At 58.9% G+C, this 20,509-nt stretch carries 21 protein-coding genes and 1 tRNA gene; all 22 read left to right on the plus strand.

Annotated features, from left to right (window positions below; genetic code table 11):
* The first annotated feature begins 138 nt into the window (after positions 1-138).
* Positions 139-2,256 carry a polyribonucleotide nucleotidyltransferase gene (gene pnp / locus AC097R_RS08710; protein ID WP_479597686.1) on the plus strand — a complete coding sequence of 706 codons (2,118 nt, stop codon included), beginning with the start codon at positions 139-141 and terminating at the stop codon, positions 2,254-2,256.
* Between the two features lie 66 nt (positions 2,257-2,322).
* Entirely contained in the window at positions 2,323-3,318 is a 996-nt protein-coding gene (locus tag AC097R_RS08715; protein ID WP_479597687.1) for an NAD(P)H-quinone oxidoreductase, read from the plus strand.
* Entirely contained in the window at positions 3,315-4,058 is a 744-nt protein-coding gene (gene tpiA / locus AC097R_RS08720) for a triose-phosphate isomerase (RefSeq protein WP_479597688.1), read from the plus strand. Before AC097R_RS08715 ends, tpiA begins: the two co-directional genes overlap by 4 nt.
* Before the next feature lie 34 nt (positions 4,059-4,092).
* Complete coding sequence (gene secG / locus AC097R_RS08725) at positions 4,093-4,455, plus strand: preprotein translocase subunit SecG (RefSeq protein ID WP_479597689.1); 363 nt, start codon at positions 4,093-4,095, stop codon at positions 4,453-4,455.
* Positions 4,456-4,572: 117 nt separating this feature from the next.
* Positions 4,573-4,657: transfer RNA gene (locus tag AC097R_RS08730), tRNA-Leu, on the plus strand.
* Positions 4,658-4,720: 63 nt separating this feature from the next.
* The gene (locus AC097R_RS08735; protein WP_310344383.1) at positions 4,721-5,080 is read left to right on the plus strand and encodes an NADH-quinone oxidoreductase subunit A; all 360 of its coding nucleotides are present in this window, start codon (positions 4,721-4,723) and stop codon (positions 5,078-5,080) included.
* Positions 5,081-5,083: 3 nt separating this feature from the next.
* Entirely contained in the window at positions 5,084-5,563 is a 480-nt protein-coding gene (locus tag AC097R_RS08740; protein WP_094478019.1) for a NuoB/complex I 20 kDa subunit family protein, read from the plus strand.
* 8 nt (positions 5,564-5,571) lie between these two features.
* The gene (locus AC097R_RS08745) at positions 5,572-6,180 is read left to right on the plus strand and encodes an NADH-quinone oxidoreductase subunit C (protein WP_479597690.1); all 609 of its coding nucleotides are present in this window, start codon (positions 5,572-5,574) and stop codon (positions 6,178-6,180) included.
* A gap of 12 nt (positions 6,181-6,192) precedes the next feature.
* Entirely contained in the window at positions 6,193-7,446 is a 1,254-nt protein-coding gene (locus tag AC097R_RS08750; protein ID WP_479597691.1) for an NADH-quinone oxidoreductase subunit D, read from the plus strand.
* Positions 7,443-7,931: an NADH-quinone oxidoreductase subunit NuoE gene (gene nuoE, locus AC097R_RS08755; RefSeq protein ID WP_479597692.1), complete on the plus strand. Its 489-nt coding sequence runs from the start codon at positions 7,443-7,445 to the stop codon at positions 7,929-7,931. The genes AC097R_RS08750 and nuoE overlap by 4 nt, the downstream gene beginning before the upstream one ends.
* Complete coding sequence (gene nuoF, locus AC097R_RS08760; RefSeq protein WP_479597693.1) at positions 7,931-9,283, plus strand: NADH-quinone oxidoreductase subunit NuoF; 1,353 nt, start codon at positions 7,931-7,933, stop codon at positions 9,281-9,283. The genes nuoE and nuoF overlap by 1 nt, the downstream gene beginning before the upstream one ends.
* Before the next feature lie 12 nt (positions 9,284-9,295).
* On the plus strand, positions 9,296-11,434 hold the full coding sequence (gene nuoG / locus AC097R_RS08765; RefSeq protein WP_479597694.1) for an NADH-quinone oxidoreductase subunit NuoG: 2,139 nt from the start codon (positions 9,296-9,298) through the stop codon (positions 11,432-11,434).
* The gene (gene nuoH, locus AC097R_RS08770) at positions 11,431-12,507 is read left to right on the plus strand and encodes an NADH-quinone oxidoreductase subunit NuoH (RefSeq protein ID WP_479597695.1); all 1,077 of its coding nucleotides are present in this window, start codon (positions 11,431-11,433) and stop codon (positions 12,505-12,507) included. Before nuoG ends, nuoH begins: the two co-directional genes overlap by 4 nt.
* An 11-nt stretch (positions 12,508-12,518) precedes the next feature.
* Positions 12,519-13,040 carry an NADH-quinone oxidoreductase subunit NuoI gene (gene nuoI / locus AC097R_RS08775; protein WP_310344222.1) on the plus strand — a complete coding sequence of 174 codons (522 nt, stop codon included), beginning with the start codon at positions 12,519-12,521 and terminating at the stop codon, positions 13,038-13,040.
* 25 nt (positions 13,041-13,065) lie between these two features.
* Positions 13,066-13,716, plus strand: a complete 651-nt coding sequence (locus tag AC097R_RS08780) for an NADH-quinone oxidoreductase subunit J (protein WP_479597696.1) — start codon at positions 13,066-13,068, stop codon at positions 13,714-13,716.
* Positions 13,713-14,021, plus strand: a complete 309-nt coding sequence (nuoK, locus tag AC097R_RS08785; protein ID WP_138514852.1) for an NADH-quinone oxidoreductase subunit NuoK — start codon at positions 13,713-13,715, stop codon at positions 14,019-14,021. Before AC097R_RS08780 ends, nuoK begins: the two co-directional genes overlap by 4 nt.
* A gap of 5 nt (positions 14,022-14,026) precedes the next feature.
* Positions 14,027-16,072, plus strand: coding sequence for an NADH-quinone oxidoreductase subunit L (gene nuoL / locus AC097R_RS08790; RefSeq protein ID WP_479597697.1), 2,046 nt, complete (start codon positions 14,027-14,029; stop codon positions 16,070-16,072).
* Positions 16,073-16,085: 13 nt separating this feature from the next.
* Complete coding sequence (locus AC097R_RS08795; protein ID WP_479597698.1) at positions 16,086-17,561, plus strand: NADH-quinone oxidoreductase subunit M; 1,476 nt, start codon at positions 16,086-16,088, stop codon at positions 17,559-17,561.
* 24 nt (positions 17,562-17,585) lie between these two features.
* Positions 17,586-19,073, plus strand: a complete 1,488-nt coding sequence (gene nuoN, locus AC097R_RS08800) for an NADH-quinone oxidoreductase subunit NuoN (RefSeq protein WP_479597699.1) — start codon at positions 17,586-17,588, stop codon at positions 19,071-19,073.
* Positions 19,074-19,088: 15 nt separating this feature from the next.
* Positions 19,089-19,391, plus strand: coding sequence for a DUF2818 family protein (locus tag AC097R_RS08805; protein ID WP_479597700.1), 303 nt, complete (start codon positions 19,089-19,091; stop codon positions 19,389-19,391).
* A gap of 15 nt (positions 19,392-19,406) precedes the next feature.
* On the plus strand, positions 19,407-20,006 hold the full coding sequence (locus tag AC097R_RS08810; RefSeq protein ID WP_479597701.1) for an NUDIX domain-containing protein: 600 nt from the start codon (positions 19,407-19,409) through the stop codon (positions 20,004-20,006).
* 17 nt (positions 20,007-20,023) lie between these two features.
* Positions 20,024-20,506: a DUF1178 family protein gene (locus AC097R_RS08815; RefSeq protein ID WP_479597702.1), complete on the plus strand. Its 483-nt coding sequence runs from the start codon at positions 20,024-20,026 to the stop codon at positions 20,504-20,506.
* Positions 20,507-20,509: the final 3 nt, after the last annotated feature.

Genomic DNA, 20,509 nt, shown 5'->3' on the forward strand with positions numbered 1-20,509 from the left:
GCTGTGTCATTCCAAAGCAATTCCGGTCGTAGCCGGAGTTTTTCTGGAATGGCATCGTGGACTGTGATGTTGGCTCCGGGCTCGGGTGAGGTGGCCCAAACCTCCCAAACATGACCCCTAACTCACAGGAGATAAGACATGAGTATTTTCAACAAAGTTACCAAGACCTTCCAATGGGGCCAACACACGGTCACCATGGAAACCGGCGAAATCGCTCGCCAGTCCACCGGCGCTGTGTTGCTGGACATGGACGGTACCGTGGTGCTGGCCACTGTGGTCGCCAAGACTGAAGGCAAGCCCGGCCAAGACTTCTTCCCCCTGACTGTCGACTACCTGGAAAAGTCTTACGCCGCAGGCAAGATCCCCGGTTCCTTCTTCAAGCGCGAAGGCCGCCCCAGCGAGTTCGAGACGCTGACCAGCCGTCTGATCGACCGCCCCATCCGCCCGCTGTTCCCTGAAGGTTTCTTCAACGAAGTGCATGTGGTGATCCACACCGTGTCGTTGAACCCTGAAGTTGACGCCGACATTGCCGCCATGATCGCTGTCAGCGCCGCGCTGTCCGTGTCTGGCGTGCCGTTCAACGGCCCCATCGGTGCAGCCCGCGTGGGTTACATCAACGGCGAATACGTGTTGAACCCCGGCCAAACCCAGCGCAAAGATTCCATCATGGATCTGGTCGTTGCCGGTACCGAAGCCGCTGTGCTGATGGTCGAGTCCGAAGCCCAGCAACTGTCCGAAGAAATCATGCTCGGTGGCGTGGTTTACGGTCACGAGCAAGGCGCTATTGCCATCAACGCGATCCACGAGTTGGTGCGCGAAGCCGGCAAGCCCGTGTGGGACTGGAAAGCCCCCGCCAAGGACGAAGCCCTGATCGCCAAGATCGACGGCCTGGCCAAGGACAAGCTGGTTGCTGCCTACCAAATCCGCAACAAGCAAGCCCGTACCCAAGCCTGCCGCGCGGCCTACGCTGAAGTCATGTCCGCCCTGAAGGCCGACGGCGCTGCATTCGACAGCGTGGCGGTGGAAGGTCTGTTGTTCGACATCGAAGCCAAGATCGTGCGCAGCCAGATTCTGGCCGGCGAACCCCGTATTGATGGCCGCGACACCCGCACCGTGCGCGCCATTGAAATCCGCAACGGCGTGCTGCCCCGCACCCACGGTTCTGCCCTGTTCACACGCGGCGAAACCCAGGCCCTGGTGGTCGCCACCCTGGGTACCGAGCGCGATGCCCAGCGTATCGACGCCCTGAGCGGTGACTACGAAGACCGTTTCATGCTGCACTACAACATGCCTCCGTTCGCTACGGGCGAAACCGGTCGCGTGGGCACGCCCAAGCGCCGCGAAATCGGCCACGGCCGTTTGGCCAAGCGCGCACTCGTTGCCGTGTTGCCGACCAAAGAAGAGTTCCCCTACACCATGCGTGTGGTGTCGGAAATCACCGAATCCAACGGCTCTTCGTCGATGGCTTCTGTCTGCGGCGGCTGCCTGTCGCTGATGGACGCTGGTGTGCCTCTGAAGGCGCACGTGGCGGGTATCGCCATGGGCCTGATCAAGGACGACAACCGCTTCGCCGTGCTGACCGACATCCTGGGTGACGAAGACCACCTGGGCGACATGGACTTCAAGGTCGCTGGTACCACCAACGGTATTACCGCGCTGCAGATGGACATCAAGATCCAGGGCATCACCAAGGAAATCATGCAAGTCGCTTTGGCCCAAGCCAAGGAAGCACGTATGCACATCCTGGGTGTCATGCAAGAAGCCATGGCCGAAGCCAAGACCGAAGTGTCCAACTTCGCACCGCGCCTGTTCACCATGAAGATCAACCCCGAGAAGATCCGTGACGTGATCGGCAAGGGCGGCTCCGTGATCCGTGCGCTGACCGAAGAAACCGGCACGCAGATCAACATCGACGAAGACGGCACCATCACCATCGCGTCTGCCGATCCTGCCAAGGCCGAAGAAGCCAAGCGCCGCATCGAGCAGATCACGGCGGAAGTCGAAATCGGCAAGGTCTACGAAGGCCCGATCACCAAGATCCTGGACTTCGGTGCCTTGGTGAACCTGCTGCCCGGCAAGGACGGCCTGCTGCACATCAGCCAGATCGCCCATGAGCGCGTCGAGAAGGTCACGGACTACCTGTCCGAAGGCCAGATCGTCAAGGTCAAGGTCATGGAAACGGACGAAAAGGGCCGCATCAAGCTGTCCATGAAGGCACTGCTGGACCGTCCCGCCCAAAACGGCGAGCACGGTTAATCCACCTTGCTATTGAATTGGTAGCTGCTTGCGCAATAAGCACGGGGGCTGCCGGTTCATTTGGCTATGAAAGCTGTCGAAATCTCATCCTTCGGTCCACCCGACGCATTGCGTCTGGTGGACCGTCCTGCGCCTGTTGCAGGTGTGGGGGAGGTGTGCATCCGCGTGACGGCCAGCGGTATCAACCGGCCGGACGTGCTGCAGCGTGCCGGGCACTACCCGGCGCCCGCAGGCGCTTCTGACCTTCCGGGGCTGGAAGTGGCGGGTACCATTGTGTCGGGCGACGCCGCGGCCATGCAGGCTGCCGGCTTTCAGCTCGGTGACCGTGTGTGTGCGCTGGTGGCCGGTGGTGGCTATGCCGAGCTTTGCATCGCGCCTGTCGGCCAGTGCCTGCCGGTGCCTGCAGGGTGGAGCGACGTGGAGGCTGCGAGCCTGCCCGAGACGCTGTTCACCGTGTGGAGCAATGTGTTCGACCGGGGCCGTTTGCAAGCGGGGGAAACCTTGCTGGTGCAGGGCGGCACCAGTGGCATTGGCGTCACGGCCATCCAACTGGCCAAGGCCCTGGGTGCCACGGTGATTGCGACGGCGGGTAGCGACGAGAAGTGTGCGGCTTGCCTGGCACTGGGCGCCGACCATGCCATCAACTACAAAACCCAGGATTTCCAGGCGGAGGCCTTGCGCCTCACGCAGGGGCGTGGTGTGGACGTGGTGCTGGACATGGTGGCAGGTGCCTATGTGGCCAAAGAAGTGCAGTGCCTGGCAGACGATGGCCGACTCGTCATCATCGCCGTGCAGGGCGGTGTGCAGAGCGAGATCAACGCCGGACTGGTGCTGCGCAAGCGGCTGACTGTCACGGGGTCCACCTTGCGTGCGCGGCCGGTGGCATTCAAGGCGGCGATTGCGGCCTCGTGTTTGCGCGTGGTCTGGCCGCTGTTGGTCGCCGGGCGCATCAAGGCGGTGATTCACAGCGTCTTTGCCCCAGCCGATGCGGCGAAAGCCCATGCGCTGATGGAGAGCAACCAGCACATCGGCAAAATTGTTTTGAAGTGGGATGCAGCATGAAAAAGAAATTGATTGCGGGCAACTGGAAGATGAACGGCTCCACGGCCGCCAACGCCGCACTGGTGCAGCAGTTGCTGGCCGGTGTGGGCCAGGCGGCGTGTGATATCGCCGTGTGCGTGCCTGCGCCCTATTTGGCAGAGGTGGGTGCCTTGGTAAAGGGCTCGGCCATTGCCGTGGGCGCGCAAGACGTGTCGGCCTACGATGCCGGTGCCTTTACGGGTGAAGTGTCTGCCGGCATGCTGCGCGACCTGGGCGTGCGTTACGCCATCGTGGGCCATTCCGAGCGCCGCCAGTACCATGGTGAGACCGATGCAGTCGTGGCCAACAAAGCCCAAAAGGCCCTGGCCGCGGGCATCACGCCCATCGTGTGTGTCGGCGAGACGCTGCAGGAACGTGAAGCAGGATTGACTGAAGAGGTGGTGAAGCGCCAACTGGCGGCCGTCATCCACACCAACGGCCATTGCATCAGCGAGATCGTGGTGGCGTATGAGCCAGTATGGGCCATTGGTACCGGCAAAACCGCCAGTCCCGAGCAGGCGCAGCAGGTGCATGCGGTGTTGCGTGCCCAGTTGCATGCCGCTACGGAGCATTCGGACCGCGTGCAGATTCTGTACGGCGGCAGCATGAACGCAGCCAATGCCGCCCAGTTGTTGGGCCAGGCAGACATTGACGGTGGTTTGGTGGGTGGTGCCTCGTTGAAGGCGCCGGACTTCCTGTCCATCATTGCCGCAGCGGTTTGACGCTGCGCAGATTTTTTAAATTGAGGAGTTAGTTATGAACATCGTAGTCACGATTATTTTGACGGTTCAAATGTTGTCGGCCCTGGGCATGATCGGACTGATTTTGGTGCAGCACGGCAAGGGCGCTGACATGGGTGCGGCATTTGGCAGCGGCGGTTCGGGCAGCTTGTTTGGCGCCAGCGGCAGTGCCAACTTCCTGTCGCGCACCACCGCTGTACTGGCCACTGTGTTTTTCGTTTGCACCTTGGCGCTGGCCTATTTCGGCAATCTGCGTCCTGCCAGCTCGGGTTCCGTGCTCGAAGGTGCCGCCGTTGTAGCACCTGCGGCAACGCCCGCTGCCGCTGAATCTGCACCGGCTGCACCTGCCTCTGGCGCAGCGCAGATTCCAGCCAAGTAATTGGCTTTTTAAATGCCTTGTCCCTGCCAGCGGCAGGGTAAATTCAGGGTAAACTCTAGGGCTGGTGAATAAGCAAATGCCGCAAGGTTCCTCACGCAAATTCACCAACTGAGAGCCGCCTTCGTGGTGAAATTGGTAGACACGCTATCTTGAGGTGGTAGTGGCGAAAGCTGTGCGAGTTCGAGTCTCGCCGAAGGCACCAGCAAAAATCAGCGCGTTCAGAGGTATTCTTGGGCGCGCCAATCACGGTGATCAGAATTTCAAGATGAACCTCGATCAATATCTCCCCGTTCTCCTGTTCATCTTGGTCGGTATTGGCGTCGGTGTAGTCCCCCAGGTGCTGGGCTACATTCTCGGCCCCAACCGCCCCGACCCCGCGAAGAACTCCCCCTACGAATGTGGCTTCGAGGCATTTGAAGATGCCCGCATGAAGTTCGACGTGCGCTACTACCTCGTAGCCATCCTGTTCATTTTGTTTGACTTGGAAACCGCTTTCCTATTCCCATGGGCTGTGTCTCTCAAAGAGATCGGCTTCTTCGGGTTTTTGATTGGCGCGGAGTTCGTGGCCGTTTTGACCATTGGCTTCGTGTACATGTGGAAAAAAGGCGCCTTGGACTGGGAGTAAGCAATGATTGAAGGTGTTTTGAAAGAGGGTTTTGTCACCACGAGCTACGACTCGGTGATGAACTGGGCCAAAACCGGCTCCATCTGGCCCATGACCTTCGGTCTGGCTTGCTGCGCCGTGGAAATGATGCACGCTGCCGCCGCGCGTTATGACTTGAGCCGATTCGGCTCCGAAGTATTCCGCGCCAGCCCGCGCCAGTCCGATTTGATGATCGTGGCCGGCACTTTGTGCAACAAGATGGCACCCGCCTTGCGCAAGGTGTATGACCAGATGTCCGAGCCGCGCTGGGTGATCAGCATGGGTTCGTGTGCCAATGGTGGTGGCTATTACCACTACAGTTATTCCGTCGTGCGTGGCTGCGACCGCATAGTGCCGGTTGATGTTTATGTGCCAGGCTGTCCCCCCACTGCCGAAGCGCTGGTGTACGGCATTTTGCAATTGCAGCAAAAGATTCGCCGCACTGAAACCATTGCGCGCGCCTGAGGAGCACCATGACTGTTTATTCCGTTCGTCCTGAAACGATTCAGGCCGCTGTTCAGGCAGCGTTGGGTGACAAGGCCAAACACATTTCCATCGCGCTGGGTGAAGTCCAGGTGGTAGTGTCTGCAGCCGATTACCAAGCGGCTGCGCTGGCCTTGCGCGATGCGCCTGGCTGCAAATTCGAGCAGCTGTTGGACCTGTGTGGCGTGGACTACTCCGAGTACAAAGACGGCGCCTATGATGGCCCGCGCTACGCGGTCGTCAGCCATCTGTTGTCCGTGAGCCTGAACCAGCGCCTGCGTTTGAAGGTGTTTACGCCCGACGACGACATGCCTGCGGTGGCTTCCGTGAACGACATCTGGAACTCGGCCAACTGGTTCGAGCGCGAAGCCTTCGATTTGTTTGGCATCGTTTTTGAAGGCCACAACGACCTGCGCCGCATCCTGACCGACTACGGTTTCATCGGCCACCCTTTCCGCAAAGACTTTCCCACCACCGGGCATGTGGAAATGCGCTTCGACGCAGAGCAGGCGCGCGTGGTGTACCAGCCGGTCACGATCGAGGCGCGCGAGATCACGCCTCGCATCATCCGGGAAGACAATTACGGAGGCCTGCAATAAGCAGTTGAATGCATGGCTGAAATCAAGAACTACACCCTGAACTTTGGACCGCAGCACCCTGCGGCACACGGCGTTTTGCGCCTGGTGCTGGAGCTGGACGGTGAGGTGATCCAGCGCGCTGATCCCCACATTGGTCTGCTGCACCGTGCCACTGAAAAGCTGGCCGAGACCAAGACCTACATCCAGGCTTTGCCGTACATGGACCGCCTGGACTACGTGTCCATGATGTGCAACGAGCACGCCTACTGCCTGGCCATTGAGAAGCTGCTGGGCCTTGAGGTGCCGGTGCGTGCGCAGTACATCCGCGTAATGTTTGCCGAAATCACCCGCCTGCTAAACCACCTCATGTGGTTGGGGTCGCACGGCAATGACTGTGGCAGTTCCACCATCCTGATCTACACCTTCCGCGAACGCGAAGACCTGTTTGACATGTACGAGGCTGCCAGTGGCGCCCGCATGCACGCCGCCTACTTCCGTCCCGGTGGTGTGTACCGCGATTTGCCCGACACCATGCCCCAGTTCAAGGCCAGCCGCGTGCGCAACGCCAAGGGCGTGGATGAGTTGAACCGCAATCGCAAGGGTTCGCTGCTCGATTTCATTGAAGACTTCACGCAGCGTTTCCCCGCCTGCCTGGAGGAATACCACACGCTGCTGACCGAAAACCGCATCTGGAAGCAGCGCACCGTGAACATCGGCGTGGTGACGCCCGAACGCGCGCTGAACTTGGGCTTTACCGGCCCCATGCTGCGCGGCTCCGGCATTGCCTGGGACCTGCGCAAGAAGCAGCCCTATGAGGTGTACGACAAGCTGGACTTTGACATCCCCGTGGGCAAAACGGGCGATGTGTACGACCGCTACCTGGTGCGTATGGAAGAGATGAAGCAGTCCAACCACATCATCAAGCAGTGTGTGGACTGGCTCAAGGCCAACCCTGGCCCCGTGATCACGGATAACCACAAGGTGGCGCCACCTTCGCGCGAATCCATGAAGAGCAGCATGGAGGAGTTGATCCACCATTTCAAGCTGTTCACCGAAGGTTTCCGCGTGCCCGAAGGCGAGGCCTACGCCGCCGTGGAACACCCCAAGGGCGAGTTCGGCATTTATATCGTGAGCGATGGAGCCAATAAGCCTTATCGCTTGAAGATCCGTCCACCGGGCTTTGCCCATCTGGCCGGCTTGAACGAAATGGCCAGCGGTCACATGATTGCGGATGCGGTGTCCATCATCGGCACCATGGACATTGTTTTTGGAGAGATTGACCGATGATCTCTGACGCTACCAAGGCGCGCTTCGACCGTGAAGTGGCCAAATACCCCGCCGATCAAAAGCAGTCTGCTGTGATGGCCTGCCTGTCCATCGTTCAGCAGGAGCTGGGCTTTGTGAGTGCGGAAAGTGAAAAAGTGATTGCCGCCCATTTGGGCATGGCACCCATGGCGGTGCACGAAGTCACGACCTTCTACAACATGTACAACCAGCGTCCGGTGGGCAAGTTCAAACTGAATGTGTGCACCAACCTGCCGTGCCAGTTGCGCGATGGCCAAAAGGCCTTGCACCACCTGGAGCACAAGCTGGGTATCCGCATGGGTGAGACTACGGCCGACGGCATGTTTACGCTGCAGCAGAGCGAATGCCTGGGCGCTTGCGCGGATTCGCCCGTCATGCTGGTGAATGACCGCACCATGTGCAGCTTCATGAGCAACGACAAGCTGGACCAGTTGGTGGATGGCCTGCGTGCCACGGAGGGCAAGTGATGACCGTTGAGAACCTTCTCTCCCAGTTTCGCGCCACCGGCGTGCAAACCTGCTTCCACGACCGTCACATCAATCCCCAAATCTATGCAGGCTTGAACGGCAGCAACTGGCGCCTGAAAGACTACGAAGCACGTGGTGGCTACCAGGCCCTGCGCAAAATCCTGGGCAAAGACGGGGGTGAAGGTCTGACCCAAGACCAGGTGATTGCCACGGTCAAAGAATCCTCGCTGCGGGGACGCGGCGGTGCGGGCTTTCCTACGGGACTCAAGTGGAGCTTTATGCCCCGCCAATTCCCGGGTCAAAAGTACCTGGTCTGCAACTCCGACGAGGGTGAGCCCGGTACCTGCAAGGACCGCGACATCCTGCAATTCAACCCGCATATCGTGATCGAAGGCATGGCGATTGCCGCCTATGCCATGGGCATCACGGTCGGCTACAACTACATCCACGGTGAAATCTTCTCGGCCTACGAGCGCTTTGAGGAAGCCTTGGAAGAAGCCCGCGCCGCAGGCCTGCTGGGCAACAACATCCAGGGCAGCAATTTCAGCTTCCAGTTGCATGCGGCCCATGGTTTTGGCGCCTACATTTGCGGTGAAGAAACCGCCTTGCTGGAATCGCTGGAAGGCAAAAAAGGCCAACCGCGCTTCAAACCCCCGTTCCCAGCCAGCTTCGGTCTTTACGGCAAGCCCACCACGATCAACAACACCGAAACCTTTGCGGCGGTGCCCTGGATCATCCGCAACGGTGGACAGGCCTATCTGGAATGCGGCAAGCCCAACAACGGTGGTACCAAGATCTACTCCATCAGTGGAGATGTGGAGCGCCCCGGCAATTACGAAATTCCCATGGGAACACCGTTTGCCAAGCTGCTGGAGCTGGCGGGTGGTGTGCGGGGTGGCAAGGCCCTGAAGGCCGTGATCCCTGGCGGATCTTCGTCGCCTGTGTTGCCCGCTTCCGTCATGATGGAATGCACCATGGACTACGACTCGATTGCCAAGGCGGGGTCCATGCTGGGCTCCGGTGCGGTCATCGTGATGGATGAAACCCGTTGCATGGTTACGGCCTTGCAACGCCTGAGCTACTTTTACATGCACGAGTCTTGTGGCCAGTGCACACCGTGCCGCGAAGGTACGGGTTGGTTGTCGCGCATGGTGGATCGCATCGTGGACGGTCAAGGTCGCCCCAGCGATATGGCACTGTTGGACAACGTGGCCGAGAACATCATGGGGCGCACGATCTGCGCCTTGGGCGACGCCGCAGCCATGCCCGTGCGCGCCATGATCAAACACTTCCGGCACGAATTTGAGTACCTCGTAGAGCACAAGACCAGCATGGTTGCGGCCCACGTTTAAGCAAAGCCCAAGATGATTGAAATCGAACTCGACGGCAAGAAGGTGGACATTGTTGAAGGCAGCATGATCATGCATGCCGCCGACAAAGCCGGCACCTACATTCCCCATTTCTGTTACCACAAGAAATTGAGCATCGCGGCCAACTGCCGCATGTGCCTGGTGGACGTGGAGAAGATGCCCAAACCCATGCCTGCCTGTGCCACACCCGTGACCCAGGGCATGATCGTGCGTACCAAGAGCGACAAGGCCATCAAGGCCCAAAAGTCGGTCATGGAATTCCTGCTGATCAACCACCCCCTGGATTGCCCGATTTGCGACCAGGGCGGCGAATGCCAGTTGCAGGATTTGGCCGTGGGTTACGGCGGATCTTCCTCGCGCTACGAAGAAGAAAAGCGCGTGGTGTTCCATAAAGACGTAGGCCCGCTGATTTCCATGGAGGAAATGAGCCGTTGCATCCATTGCACCCGCTGCGTGCGTTTCGGCCAGGAAGTGGCTGGCGTGATGGAGCTGGGCATGTCGCACCGCGGTGAACATGCCGAAATCGAAACCTTCATTGGTGACTCGGTGGACTCCGAGCTGTCGGGCAACATGATTGACATTTGCCCCGTGGGTGCCTTGACCAGCAAACCTTTCCGCTACAGCGCCCGCACGTGGGAGTTGTCGCGCCGCAAGTCGGTCAGCCCGCATGACTCCACCGGTGCCAACCTGATTGTGCAGGTCAAGAACCACAAGGTTCTGCGCGTGGTGCCCCTCGAAAACGAAGCGGTGAACGAATGCTGGATTGCCGACCGCGATCGTTTCTCTTACGAAGCGCTCAACAGCGATGAACGTTTGACCACACCCATGCTCAAGCAGGGCGGTGAATGGAAGAGCGTGGACTGGCAAACCGCCCTTGAATATGTGGCCAATGGGTTGAAGCAAATCAAGGCTAACCACGGTGCCGCGTCGATTGGCGCCTTGGTCAGCCCCCACAGCACCCTGGAAGAACTGCATTTGGCCGGTGCCTTGGTGCGCGGTTTGGGCAGCGACAGCATCGACTACCGTTTGCGCAATGCCGAGTTTGTAGCCACCGAAGGTGTGCGTTATCTGGGCACCAGCATCGCTTCCTTGTCACAGCTGCAGCGCGTTCTGGTTGTAGGTTCCAATCTGCGCAAAGACCATCCTCTGTTTGCGCAGCGCATTCGCCAAGCCACCAAAGTCGGCGGTGTGGTCAGCGCCATCACGGCCGGCAACCCTGACTGGGCATTGCCTGTGACGCACAGCGTGCAAGTGCCCGCGTCCGCGTGGGTGCAATCCTTGGCCGACATTGCGACTGCTGTGGCGGCAGAGAAGGGCGTTTCCGCGCCCGCTTCCGGGACCGCCAGTGTTCAAGCCAAAGCGATTGCCTTGTCGCTCATCTCGGGCGAACGCAAGGCCATTTTGTTGGGCAATGCCGCTGCGCACCACGCCAAGGCCAGCAGCTTGCTGAGCTTGGCCAACTGGATCGGCGAGCAAGTCGGTGCCACGGTTGGCTACCTGACGGAAGCTGCCAATACCGTGGGTGCCCAGATCGCTGGTGCCGTGCCACAGGGCAATGGTTCGCACGCGGGTCAGATGCTGGCTGGCGGTCTGAAAGCCGCGTTGTTGCTCAACACCGAACCGGTCTACGACAGCGCCGCGGGTGCCGCTGCCGCGCAAGGTATCTCCAAGGCTGAAATGGTGGTTACGTTGAGCCCCTTCAAGGCCAATATGGCGTTCAGTGATGTGCTGCTGCCGATTGCACCGTTCACGGAAACTTCGGGCACGTTTGTGAATGCCGAAGGGCGTGTGCAGAGTTTCCATGCGGTGGTCAAACCCCTGGGTGAGACACGCCCCGCCTGGAAGGTGCTGCGTGTGCTCGCCAACCTCATGGGCCTGTCCGGGTTTGATTTTGAATCGTCGCAAGATGTGCTGAAGAGCTTGCACCCTGATACTGCAGCGGTGCCCGAGTTTGTGCCCGCGGCGCGGTTGAGCAATGCCTACCGCGGTCCTGTCGATGTGTCTTCGCAAGGAGCAGCCCCTGTGGTGGCGTCGATTTACCAGCTGGACGGTACCGTGCGTCGCGCGACATCTCTGCAGCTCACGGCCGATGCCCGGTCTGCGGCCCCATCTGTGGAAGAGGTTTTGTCATGATCGACACGATTTACAACGCTGGCCTGGGTTTGCTGGCTGCATCCTGGTGGGCCGGTGTGGTCTGGCCGGTGCTGTGGGCACTCATCAAGATTGTGGTGGTCGTCTTGCCCTTGATGGGGGCTGTGGCTTACCTCACCCTGTGGGAGCGCAAGTTTCTGGGTTGGATGCAGGTGCGTGTGGGCCCCAATCGCGTGGGCCCCTGGGGTCTGTTGCAGCCGATTGCGGATGCCTTGAAGTTACTGACCAAGGAAATCCTGATTCCTACGGCCGCCAACAAAGGCCTGTTTTTTGTGGGCCCCATTCTGACCATCATGCCTGCGATGGCAGCTTGGGCTGTGATTCCGTTTGGCCCCGATGTGGCTTTGGCCAACGTGAATGCCGGCCTGCTATTCGTGATGGCGATTGCCTCCATGGAAGTCTATGGGGTGGTTATTGCGGGTTGGGCTTCCAACTCCAAGTACGCTTTCCTGGGCGCCTTGCGCGCGTCGGCGCAGATGGTGAGCTACGAAATTTGTATGGGTTTTTGCCTGGTGATTGTTTTGATGATCTCCGGCAGCATGAACCTGACCGATATCGTGGTGGGACAGGGACAAGGCAATTTTGCGAACATGGGTTTAGGCTTTCTGTCGTGGAACTGGCTACCTTTGCTGCCCATTTTTGTGGTCTATGTGATCTCGGGTCTGGCAGAAACCAACCGCCACCCGTTTGACGTGGTGGAAGGCGAAGCCGAAATCGTGGCGGGCCACATGGTGGAGTACTCCGGTATGTCTTATGCCATGTTCTACTTGGCCGAATACGCCAACATGTGGCTAATCTCCATCCTTGCCTCCATCATGTTCCTGGGTGGCTGGTTGTCTCCCGTGGGCTTCCTGGACTGGATCCCCGGCTGGATTTGGCTGGGTGCCAAGACTTGCGCCGTGGTGAGCTTGTTTATTTGGGTGCGTGCCACATTCCCCCGTTTCCGCTACGACCAGATCATGCGTTTGGGCTGGAAGGTTTTCATCCCCGTGACGCTGGTCTGGCTCCTGGTGGTGGGCGCCTGGATGCAAACCCCTCTGAACATCTGGAAGTGAGGGATGTGACTATGACTACCAATTCCGTGGCCCGTATGCCGTCCGCTTTTTCTCTCAAGGATTTTCTCTACAGCTTTCTGCTGGTTGAGTTGTTCAAGGGTCTGGCATTGACCGGACGCTATGCGTTTCGACGCAAGATCACCGTGCAGTTCCCTGAGGAAAAGACGCCGCTGTCTCCCCGTTTCCGTGGCTTGCACGCTTTGCGCCGCTACGAAAATGGCGAAGAGCGCTGCATTGCCTGCAAGCTGTGTGAAGCCGTGTGCCCCGCCATGGCGATCACCATCGAGTCGGATGTGCGCAGCGATGGCTCGCGCCGCACGACTCGCTACGACATCGACCTTACCAAGTGCATTTTTTGCGGCTTCTGCGAAGAGAGCTGCCCGGTAGATTCGATTGTGGAAACCCACATTCTGGAATACCACGGTGAGAAGCGTGGCGATCTGTACTTCACCAAAGAGATGCTGTTGGCGGTGGGCGATCGTTACGAAAACGAAATCGCTGCTGCCAAGCAGGCAGATGCCAAGTACCGCTGATCCGTCGCAAGAAAGTGTTTGAATCATGAGTGTTACGACCGGTCTTTTTTACGTGTTCTCGGCCGTGCTGCTGTTTGCAGCCTTCCGGGTGATCACGGCACGCAACCCTGTCCATGCCGCCCTATTCCTGGTGCTGACCTTCTTTCAGGCGGCCATGGTGTGGATGCTGTTGAAGGCAGAGTTTTTGTCCATCACCTTGGTGCTGGTGTACGTAGGCGCGGTGATGGTGCTTTTCCTGTTCGTGGTGATGATGATGGACATCAATGTAGAAAACCTCCGCATTGGTTTCTGGAAACATTTTCCGCTCGCTGCTTTGGTGGGCGTGATCATTGCACTGGAAATGGCTGCCGTGCTGATGGGTGGATTCCGCGTGGTGGATGATCCCCAGGCCGCGAACGCGGCTGCGGTGGTCGGTGCCTCCAACACCAAAGAGTTGGGCAAGTTGTTGTACACGCAATACCTGTTACCGCTGGAGGTGGCGGCTGCCATCTTGCTGGTGGCCGTGATTGCCGCGATTGCCCTGACCCTGCGCACCCGCAAGGACAGCAAGTATGTAAGCCCTGGTGACCAGGTGCGCGTGATGTCGCGTGACCGGATGACCGTGGTGAAGATGGCCGCAACACAAGCTGCCCAAGCCCCTGAAGCGGGTGAGTCGCAAGCGGAGACCAAAGTATGACCTTGACCTTAGGACATTTTCTGTCGTTGGGCGCGATGCTGTTTGCGCTGTCGGTGGTTGGCATTTTCTTGAACCGTCGCAACCTCATTGTGTTGCTGATGGCGATCGAGTTGATGTTGCTGGCCGTGAATACGAATTTCGTGGCCTTCTCGCACTACCTGCACGACATGCACGGACAAATCTTCGTGTTCTTCATTTTGACCGTGGCGGCTGCCGAGTCGGCCATTGGCTTGGCCATTCTGGTTCTGTTGTTCCGCAACAAGTCCAGCATCAGCGTCGATGAACTCAATACGCTGAAGGGCTAACCGAAATGAGTCAAACCCTTTCTGCTTCTACGCTGCTGGCCGTTCCCCTGGCGCCCCTGGTAGGCTCCTTGCTCGCCGGTGTGTTTGGTACCCGCTTTGGCGGTAACTGGATCGGCCGCAAGCTGAGCCACACACTGACCATTTTGGGTGTGCTGATAGCCTTTGTGTTGTCCGCTGCCACCCTGAAGTCGGTGGCACTGGATGGCGCCCGTTTCAGCGAAACCCTCTACACCTGGATGGTGGTCGGTGGCTTGAAAATGGAGGTCGGCTTTCTGGTCGATGGCCTTACCGCCATGATGATGTGCGTCGTGACCTTTGTGTCGCTGATGGTGCACCTCTACACCGTGGGCTACATGGAAGAGGACGAAGGCTACAACCGCTTCTTCGCCTACATCTCCCTGTTCACCTTTGCCATGCTGATGCTGGTGATGAGCAACAACCTGCTGCAGCTGTTCTTTGGCTGGGAGGCTGTGGGGCTGGTGTCTTACCTGCTGATCGGTTTTTGGTTCAACAAGCCGACCGCCATCTTCGCCAACATGAAGGCCTTCTTGGTCAACCGCGTGGGCGACTTCGGGTTCATCCTCGGCATTGGCCTCATCGTGGCCTTTGGCGGTACCTTGAACTATGCGGAAGTCTTTGCCAAGGCTGATGTGCTGGCACAGCTGTCCTTCCCAGGAACCGACTGGATGCTGATCACCGTGATCTGCATTTGCCTGTTCATCGGTGCCATGGGCAAATCGGCGCAATTCCCATTGCATGTGTGGTTGCCAGACTCCATGGAAGGCCCCACACCCATCTCCGCGCTGATCCACGCCGCGACTATGGTGACTGCCGGTATCTTCATGGTAGCGCGCATGTCACCTCTGTTCGAGTTGAGCGACACGGCCCTGAACTTCATTCTCGTGATCGGTGCCATTACTGCTTTGTTCATGGGCTTTCTGGGCATCATCCAAAACGACATCAAGCGCGTGGTCGCGTACTCCACGCTGTCCCAGCTGGGTTACATGACGGTGGCGCTCGGTGCTTCGGCCTATTCTGTGGCGGTGTTCCACCTGATGACGCACGCCTTTTTCAAGGCCTTGCTGTTCCTTGCCGCGGGCTCGGTCATCATGGGCGTGCACCACAACCAGGACATCCGCTGGATGGGTGGTTTACGCAAGTACATGCCCATCACTTGGATCACATCCCTGCTGGGCTCTCTGGCCCTGATCGGCACGCCGCTGTTCGCCGGTTTTTACTCCAAGGACAGCATCATTGAAGCGGTGCACGAAAGCCATCTGCCTGGCGCGGGCTTTGCCTCGTTCGCGGTACTCGCAGGCGTGTTCGTCACGGCGTTTTATTCCTTCCGCATGTACTTCCTGGTGTTCCATGGCAAGGAGCGCTTTGACCAGAACCCGGATGCACACCATGATGACCACCACGGGGATCATGGCGATCACCACGACCACCACCCGCACGAATCTCCTTGGGTCGTGACGGTTCCGCTGGTGTTGCTGGCGATTCCTTCGGTCTTGATCGGCTACCTGACCATTCAGCCCATGCTGTTTGGGGACTTTTTCAAGGGCGTGCTTGCGGTCGACCTTGAGAAGCACCCCGCCATGGAAGAGCTGGCCCACGCCTTCCATGGCCCGCTGCAAATGGCCATGCACGCCTTCACGACCTTGCCATTCTGGCTGGCACTGGCAGGCGTGGTCACGGCTTATCTGATGTACATGGTGTTCCCCGCGGTTCCCGCCGCTATCAAGCGCAATGTGATGCCGATTTTCAACCTGTTGGAAAACAAGTATTACCTCGACTGGGTCAACGAAAACATCCTCGCCCGCGGCGCCCGCGCATTGGGCATGGGCCTGTGGAAGGTGGGCGATCAGGCCATCATCGATGGTGCGGTGGTCAACGGATCGTGGAAGCTGGTGGGCTGGGTGTCAGGTCTGGTGCGCCAGGCGCAATCGGGTTACCTGTACCACTACGCACTGGTCATGATTTTGGGCGTGTTCTTGATCATGTCCTACTTCGTGACATGGCCCATGGTTGTTCAATGGCTTGGCCGCTAAGGAGAAAAATAATATGGGTTTGTTGAGCCTTGCAATTTGGACTCCCATCGCCTTCGGCATCGTGCTGTTGGCGTTCGGGCGCGATGAGCATGCCCGCGTGGTGCGCTGGATCGCGTTGATTGGGTCCGTGGTCAGTTTGCTGGTGACGTTGCCGTTGTATGGTCAGTTTGACAATGCATCGGCGGCTATGCAGTTTGTGGAAAGTGCCCGCTGGATTGAGCGATTCAACGTCAACTACCACCTGGGTGTGGACGGCATTTCCTTCTGGTTTGTGCTGCTCACCGCCTTCATCAATGTGGTGGTGGTGATCGCAGGCTGGGAAGTCATTACCCAGCGTGTGAACCAGTACATGGGCGCGTTCCTGATCCTCAGTGGCCTGATGATTGGCGTGTTCACTGCACTGGACGGCTTGCTGTTCTATGTGTTCTTTGAAGCCACGCTGATCCCGATGTACCTGATCATCGGTATTTGGGGCGGCCCGAACAAGATTTACGCGGCCTTCAAGTTCTTCCTCTACACCTTGATGGGTTCCTTACTCATGCTGGTGGCGTTGATTTACCTGTACACCAAATCCGGCGGCAGCTTTGATCTGGCGATCTGGCATGCACTGCCCTTGGGTCGTACGCCTCAGACCTTGTTGTTCTTCGCCTTCTTTGCGGCATTTGCGGTGAAGGTTCCCATGTGGCCGGTGCACACATGGTTGCCCGATGTGCACGTGGAAGCGCCCACCGGTGGTTCTGCCGTGCTGGCCGCCATTATGTTGAAGCTAGGCGCCTATGGGTTCTTGCGTTTCTCCATGCCTATTGCGCCCGATGCGGCGCATGAATGGGGCGCTACCATGATCGCGCTGTCGCTGATTGCCGTGGTGTACGTGGGCTTGGTGGCCATGGTGCAGCAAGACATGAAGAAATTGGTGGCCTACTCGTCGGTAGCCCACATGGGGTTTGTGACCTTGGGTTTCTTTATATTCAACGACCTGGGTGTTGCCGGTGGTCTGGTGCAAATGATTGCCCACGGCTTTGTGTCCGGCGCGATGTTCCTGTCTATTGGCGTGTTGTACGACCGAGTGCATTCGCGTGAAATTTCCAGCTACGGCGGTGTGGTCAACACCATGCCCAAGTTCGCGGCGTTCGCGCTGCTGTTCTCCATGGCCAACTGCGGCCTGCCAGGAACCGCTGGTTTCGTGGGCGAGTGGATGGTGATTTTGGGTGCCGTGAAGTTCAACTTCTGGATCGGTTTTGCGGCCGCCAGCGCCTTGATCTTCGGTGCCGCCTATACGCTGTGGATGTTCAAGCGCGTGTACCTGGGGCCCGTGGCGAATGACGATGTGAAGTCCCTGGTGGATATCAACGCGCGTGAATTCCTGATGCTGGCACTGCTGGCTGCTGCTGTGCTGTACATGGGCCTGTACCCCAAGCCCTTCACCGATGTCATGGATGCTTCGGTGGCCCAGCTGCTCAAGCATGTGGCAGTGTCCAAGTTGAACTGATCAGACTGAATTGAGAGACGAATGATGATTGACAAACTCAGTTGGATCATGGTGTACCCCGAGATCGTGCTCATGGTGATGGCCTGCGTCATTGCCATCGCTGATTTGGGCGTGAAGACACCGTTGCGTGGCGCTACCTATGTGCTTACGCTGCTGACACTGGCGGTGGTTGCCTTGTTGCAAGCGGCCTATGCCTCTGGCGGTGCCACCCACTATGGTTTTGGCAACATGATGGTCAGTGACTCCATGGGCAACTGGCTCAAGTGCTTTGCCACGGTGGCCGTGATGGTGACCCTGGTGTACGGTCGCCCCTACGCGGGCCAGCGTGACATGCTGCGCGGCGGTGAGATGTTCACGCTCAACCTGTTTGCCTTGCTGGGGATGTTCGTCATGATCTCCGGCAACAACTTCCTTGTGACCTACCTGGGGCTGGAGCTGCTGACCCTGTCCAGCTATGCGCTGGTGGCGCTGCGCCGCGACAACGCGACGGCCACAGAAGCCGCCATGAAGTACTTTGTGCTGGGTGCCATGGCGTCTGGCTTCTTGCTGTACGGCATGTCCATGTTCTATGGAGCCACCGGTTCGCTGGACGTGAACGCAGTGTTCCGGGCTATTTCTTCCGGCAAGTACCAGCACGGTGTGCTGGTGTTTGGTCTGGTGTTTGTCGTAGCTGGTCTCGCATTCAAACTGGGTGCCGTGCCGTTCCACATGTGGATTCCCGATGTGTACCAAGGCGCTCCCACTGCAGTTACCCTGATGATTGGTGCTGCACCCAAGCTGGCAGCGTTTGCCATCGTCATGCGCTTGCTGGTCGAAGGCATGTTGCCTCTGGCCGGTGACTGGCAACAGATGCTGATGGTGTTGGCAGTGGGGTCCTTGCTGATCGGCAACTTTGCTGCGATTGCGCAGACCAACGTCAAGCGCATGCTGGCCTTCTCCACCATCGCCCAGATCGGTTTTGTGCTCTTGGGTCTGATGTCGGGCGTGGTCAACGGCAACGTCGCCTCAGCGGCCAACGCCTACAGCTCTGCCATGTTCTACGTAATCAGCTATGTGCTGACCACGCTGGCCAGCTTCGGTGTGATTTTGTTGCTCTCGCGTGAAGGTTTTGAGAGCGAAGAGATCGCTGACTTTGCCGGTCTGAACCAGCGCAGCCCGCTGTATGCCGCCATCATGGCCATTGCCTTGTTCTCCTTGGCGGGTATTCCTCCCATGGTGGGCTTCTATGCCAAGCTGTCGGTGCTGCAAGCCCTGATCGCTTCTGGTGATTCGTTCTATCTGGGGTTGGCCGTATTCGCCATGCTGACCTCGCTGGTGGGTGCGTTCTACTATCTGCGCCTCGTCAAGGTCATGTACTTCGACGAACCCATTACCGCCACCACCGTGAGTGCACCGACCGATGTACGCGTGGTGCTGTGCATCAACGGCGCTCTGGTGCTGGTGTTGGGCCTGTTCCCCAGCGGGCTGATGGCGCTGTGTGCTGCGTCCATCAAGCAGATGCTGGGCACCTGAGGTCGTAGTCGGCTGATGGGTAATTCGTTCGCGGTAGGCGTGTTGGTGGTGTTGGCGCTGTTGGGCGCCAACCTGCCGTTCTTCACCGAAAAACTCATGGGGGTGTTGCCTGTAGCGCAACGCAAGTCGCTGGGCTTGCGGCTGCTTGAGCTCGTGCTTTGGTATGGCGTGACAGGTGCGGTGGGCGCGGGTCTCGAAAAACACGCCGGGCAAATCACCCCACAGGGTTGGGAGTTTTTTGCCATCACCTGGGCCTTGTTCATGACATTTGCGTTCCCAGGCTTTGTCTACCGCTACCTGCTCAAGCGGCGCGACTGATCGCCCGCTCCTTTCATGGAAGACGACAGCCACCTGCGTGAGCACACGCACTCCAGCGAAGAAATTCTGAAAGGCAAATTCCTGCATGCCTTTCGCGACACCGTTACCTTGCCAGACGGCGCCTCTGCCACCCGCGAATACTTTGTCCATCCCGGTGCGGTGATGGTGATTCCCTTGCTGCAGGACGATGCGGGCCAGATCCGTGTCGTGCTGGAGCGGCAATTCCGCTACCCCATTGGCCAAGTGATGGTGGAGTTTCCGGCTGGCAAGCTGGACGCCGGTGAGACCGTGCAGTTCTGTGCCCAGCGCGAGCTGCTGGAGGAAACCGGCTACACCGCCACGGAGTGGGCGCGTGCGGGCCAGATGCACCCCGTGATTGCGTACTCCACCGAATTCATCGATATCTGGTTTGCCCGTGGCCTCACGCCCGGCGCTGCGCAACTGGACGCAGGTGAATTTCTGGAAGTGTTCACCGCTACTCTGGAAGAGCTGCTGCAGTGGTGCCAACAGGGCCGTGTCACCGATGCCAAAACCTTGGCCGGTGCACTGTGGCTGCAACAAGTCCTGCAAGGCAGCTGGCCTTTGCAATGGGGGCCCGCACTCCCCATGCCCTGAGGGCGGACAATACGGTCATGAAAGTTCTGGACCTTCACTGCGCCCAAGGCCACCCGTTTGAAGGGTGGTTTGCGTCGGAAGACGATTTTGTGACCCAGTGCGCCCGCGCGTTGGTGCAATGCCCGGTGTGTGGCGATCCTTCGGTGGTCAAAAAACTCAGCGCCCCGCGCTTGAACCTGTCTGGTGCCCGCGCACCTGCGGCTGAGCAGGCTGCAGACCAAGTTCCATCCTCTGTTCCTACCGGCAGCGCAGTGGCCACGACGCCCCACAATGCGGCCCTGGCTGCTGCGTGGATGGCCATGGCGCGCCACGTGGTGGCTACCACCACCGACGTGGGGTCGCAGTTTGCCGAGGAGGCGCGCAAGATGCACTATGGCGAAGCCGAAGAACGTGGCATCCGTGGCCGCACCACGGAAAAAGAAGCGCGTGAGTTGGTGGAGGAGGGCATTGACGTGATGCCCTTTGCCCTGCCCGAAGCGCTCAAAGAACCCCTGCAGTAGCAG

The sequence above is a fragment of the Rhodoferax sp. ZS1R25 genome, assembly GCF_056521335.1.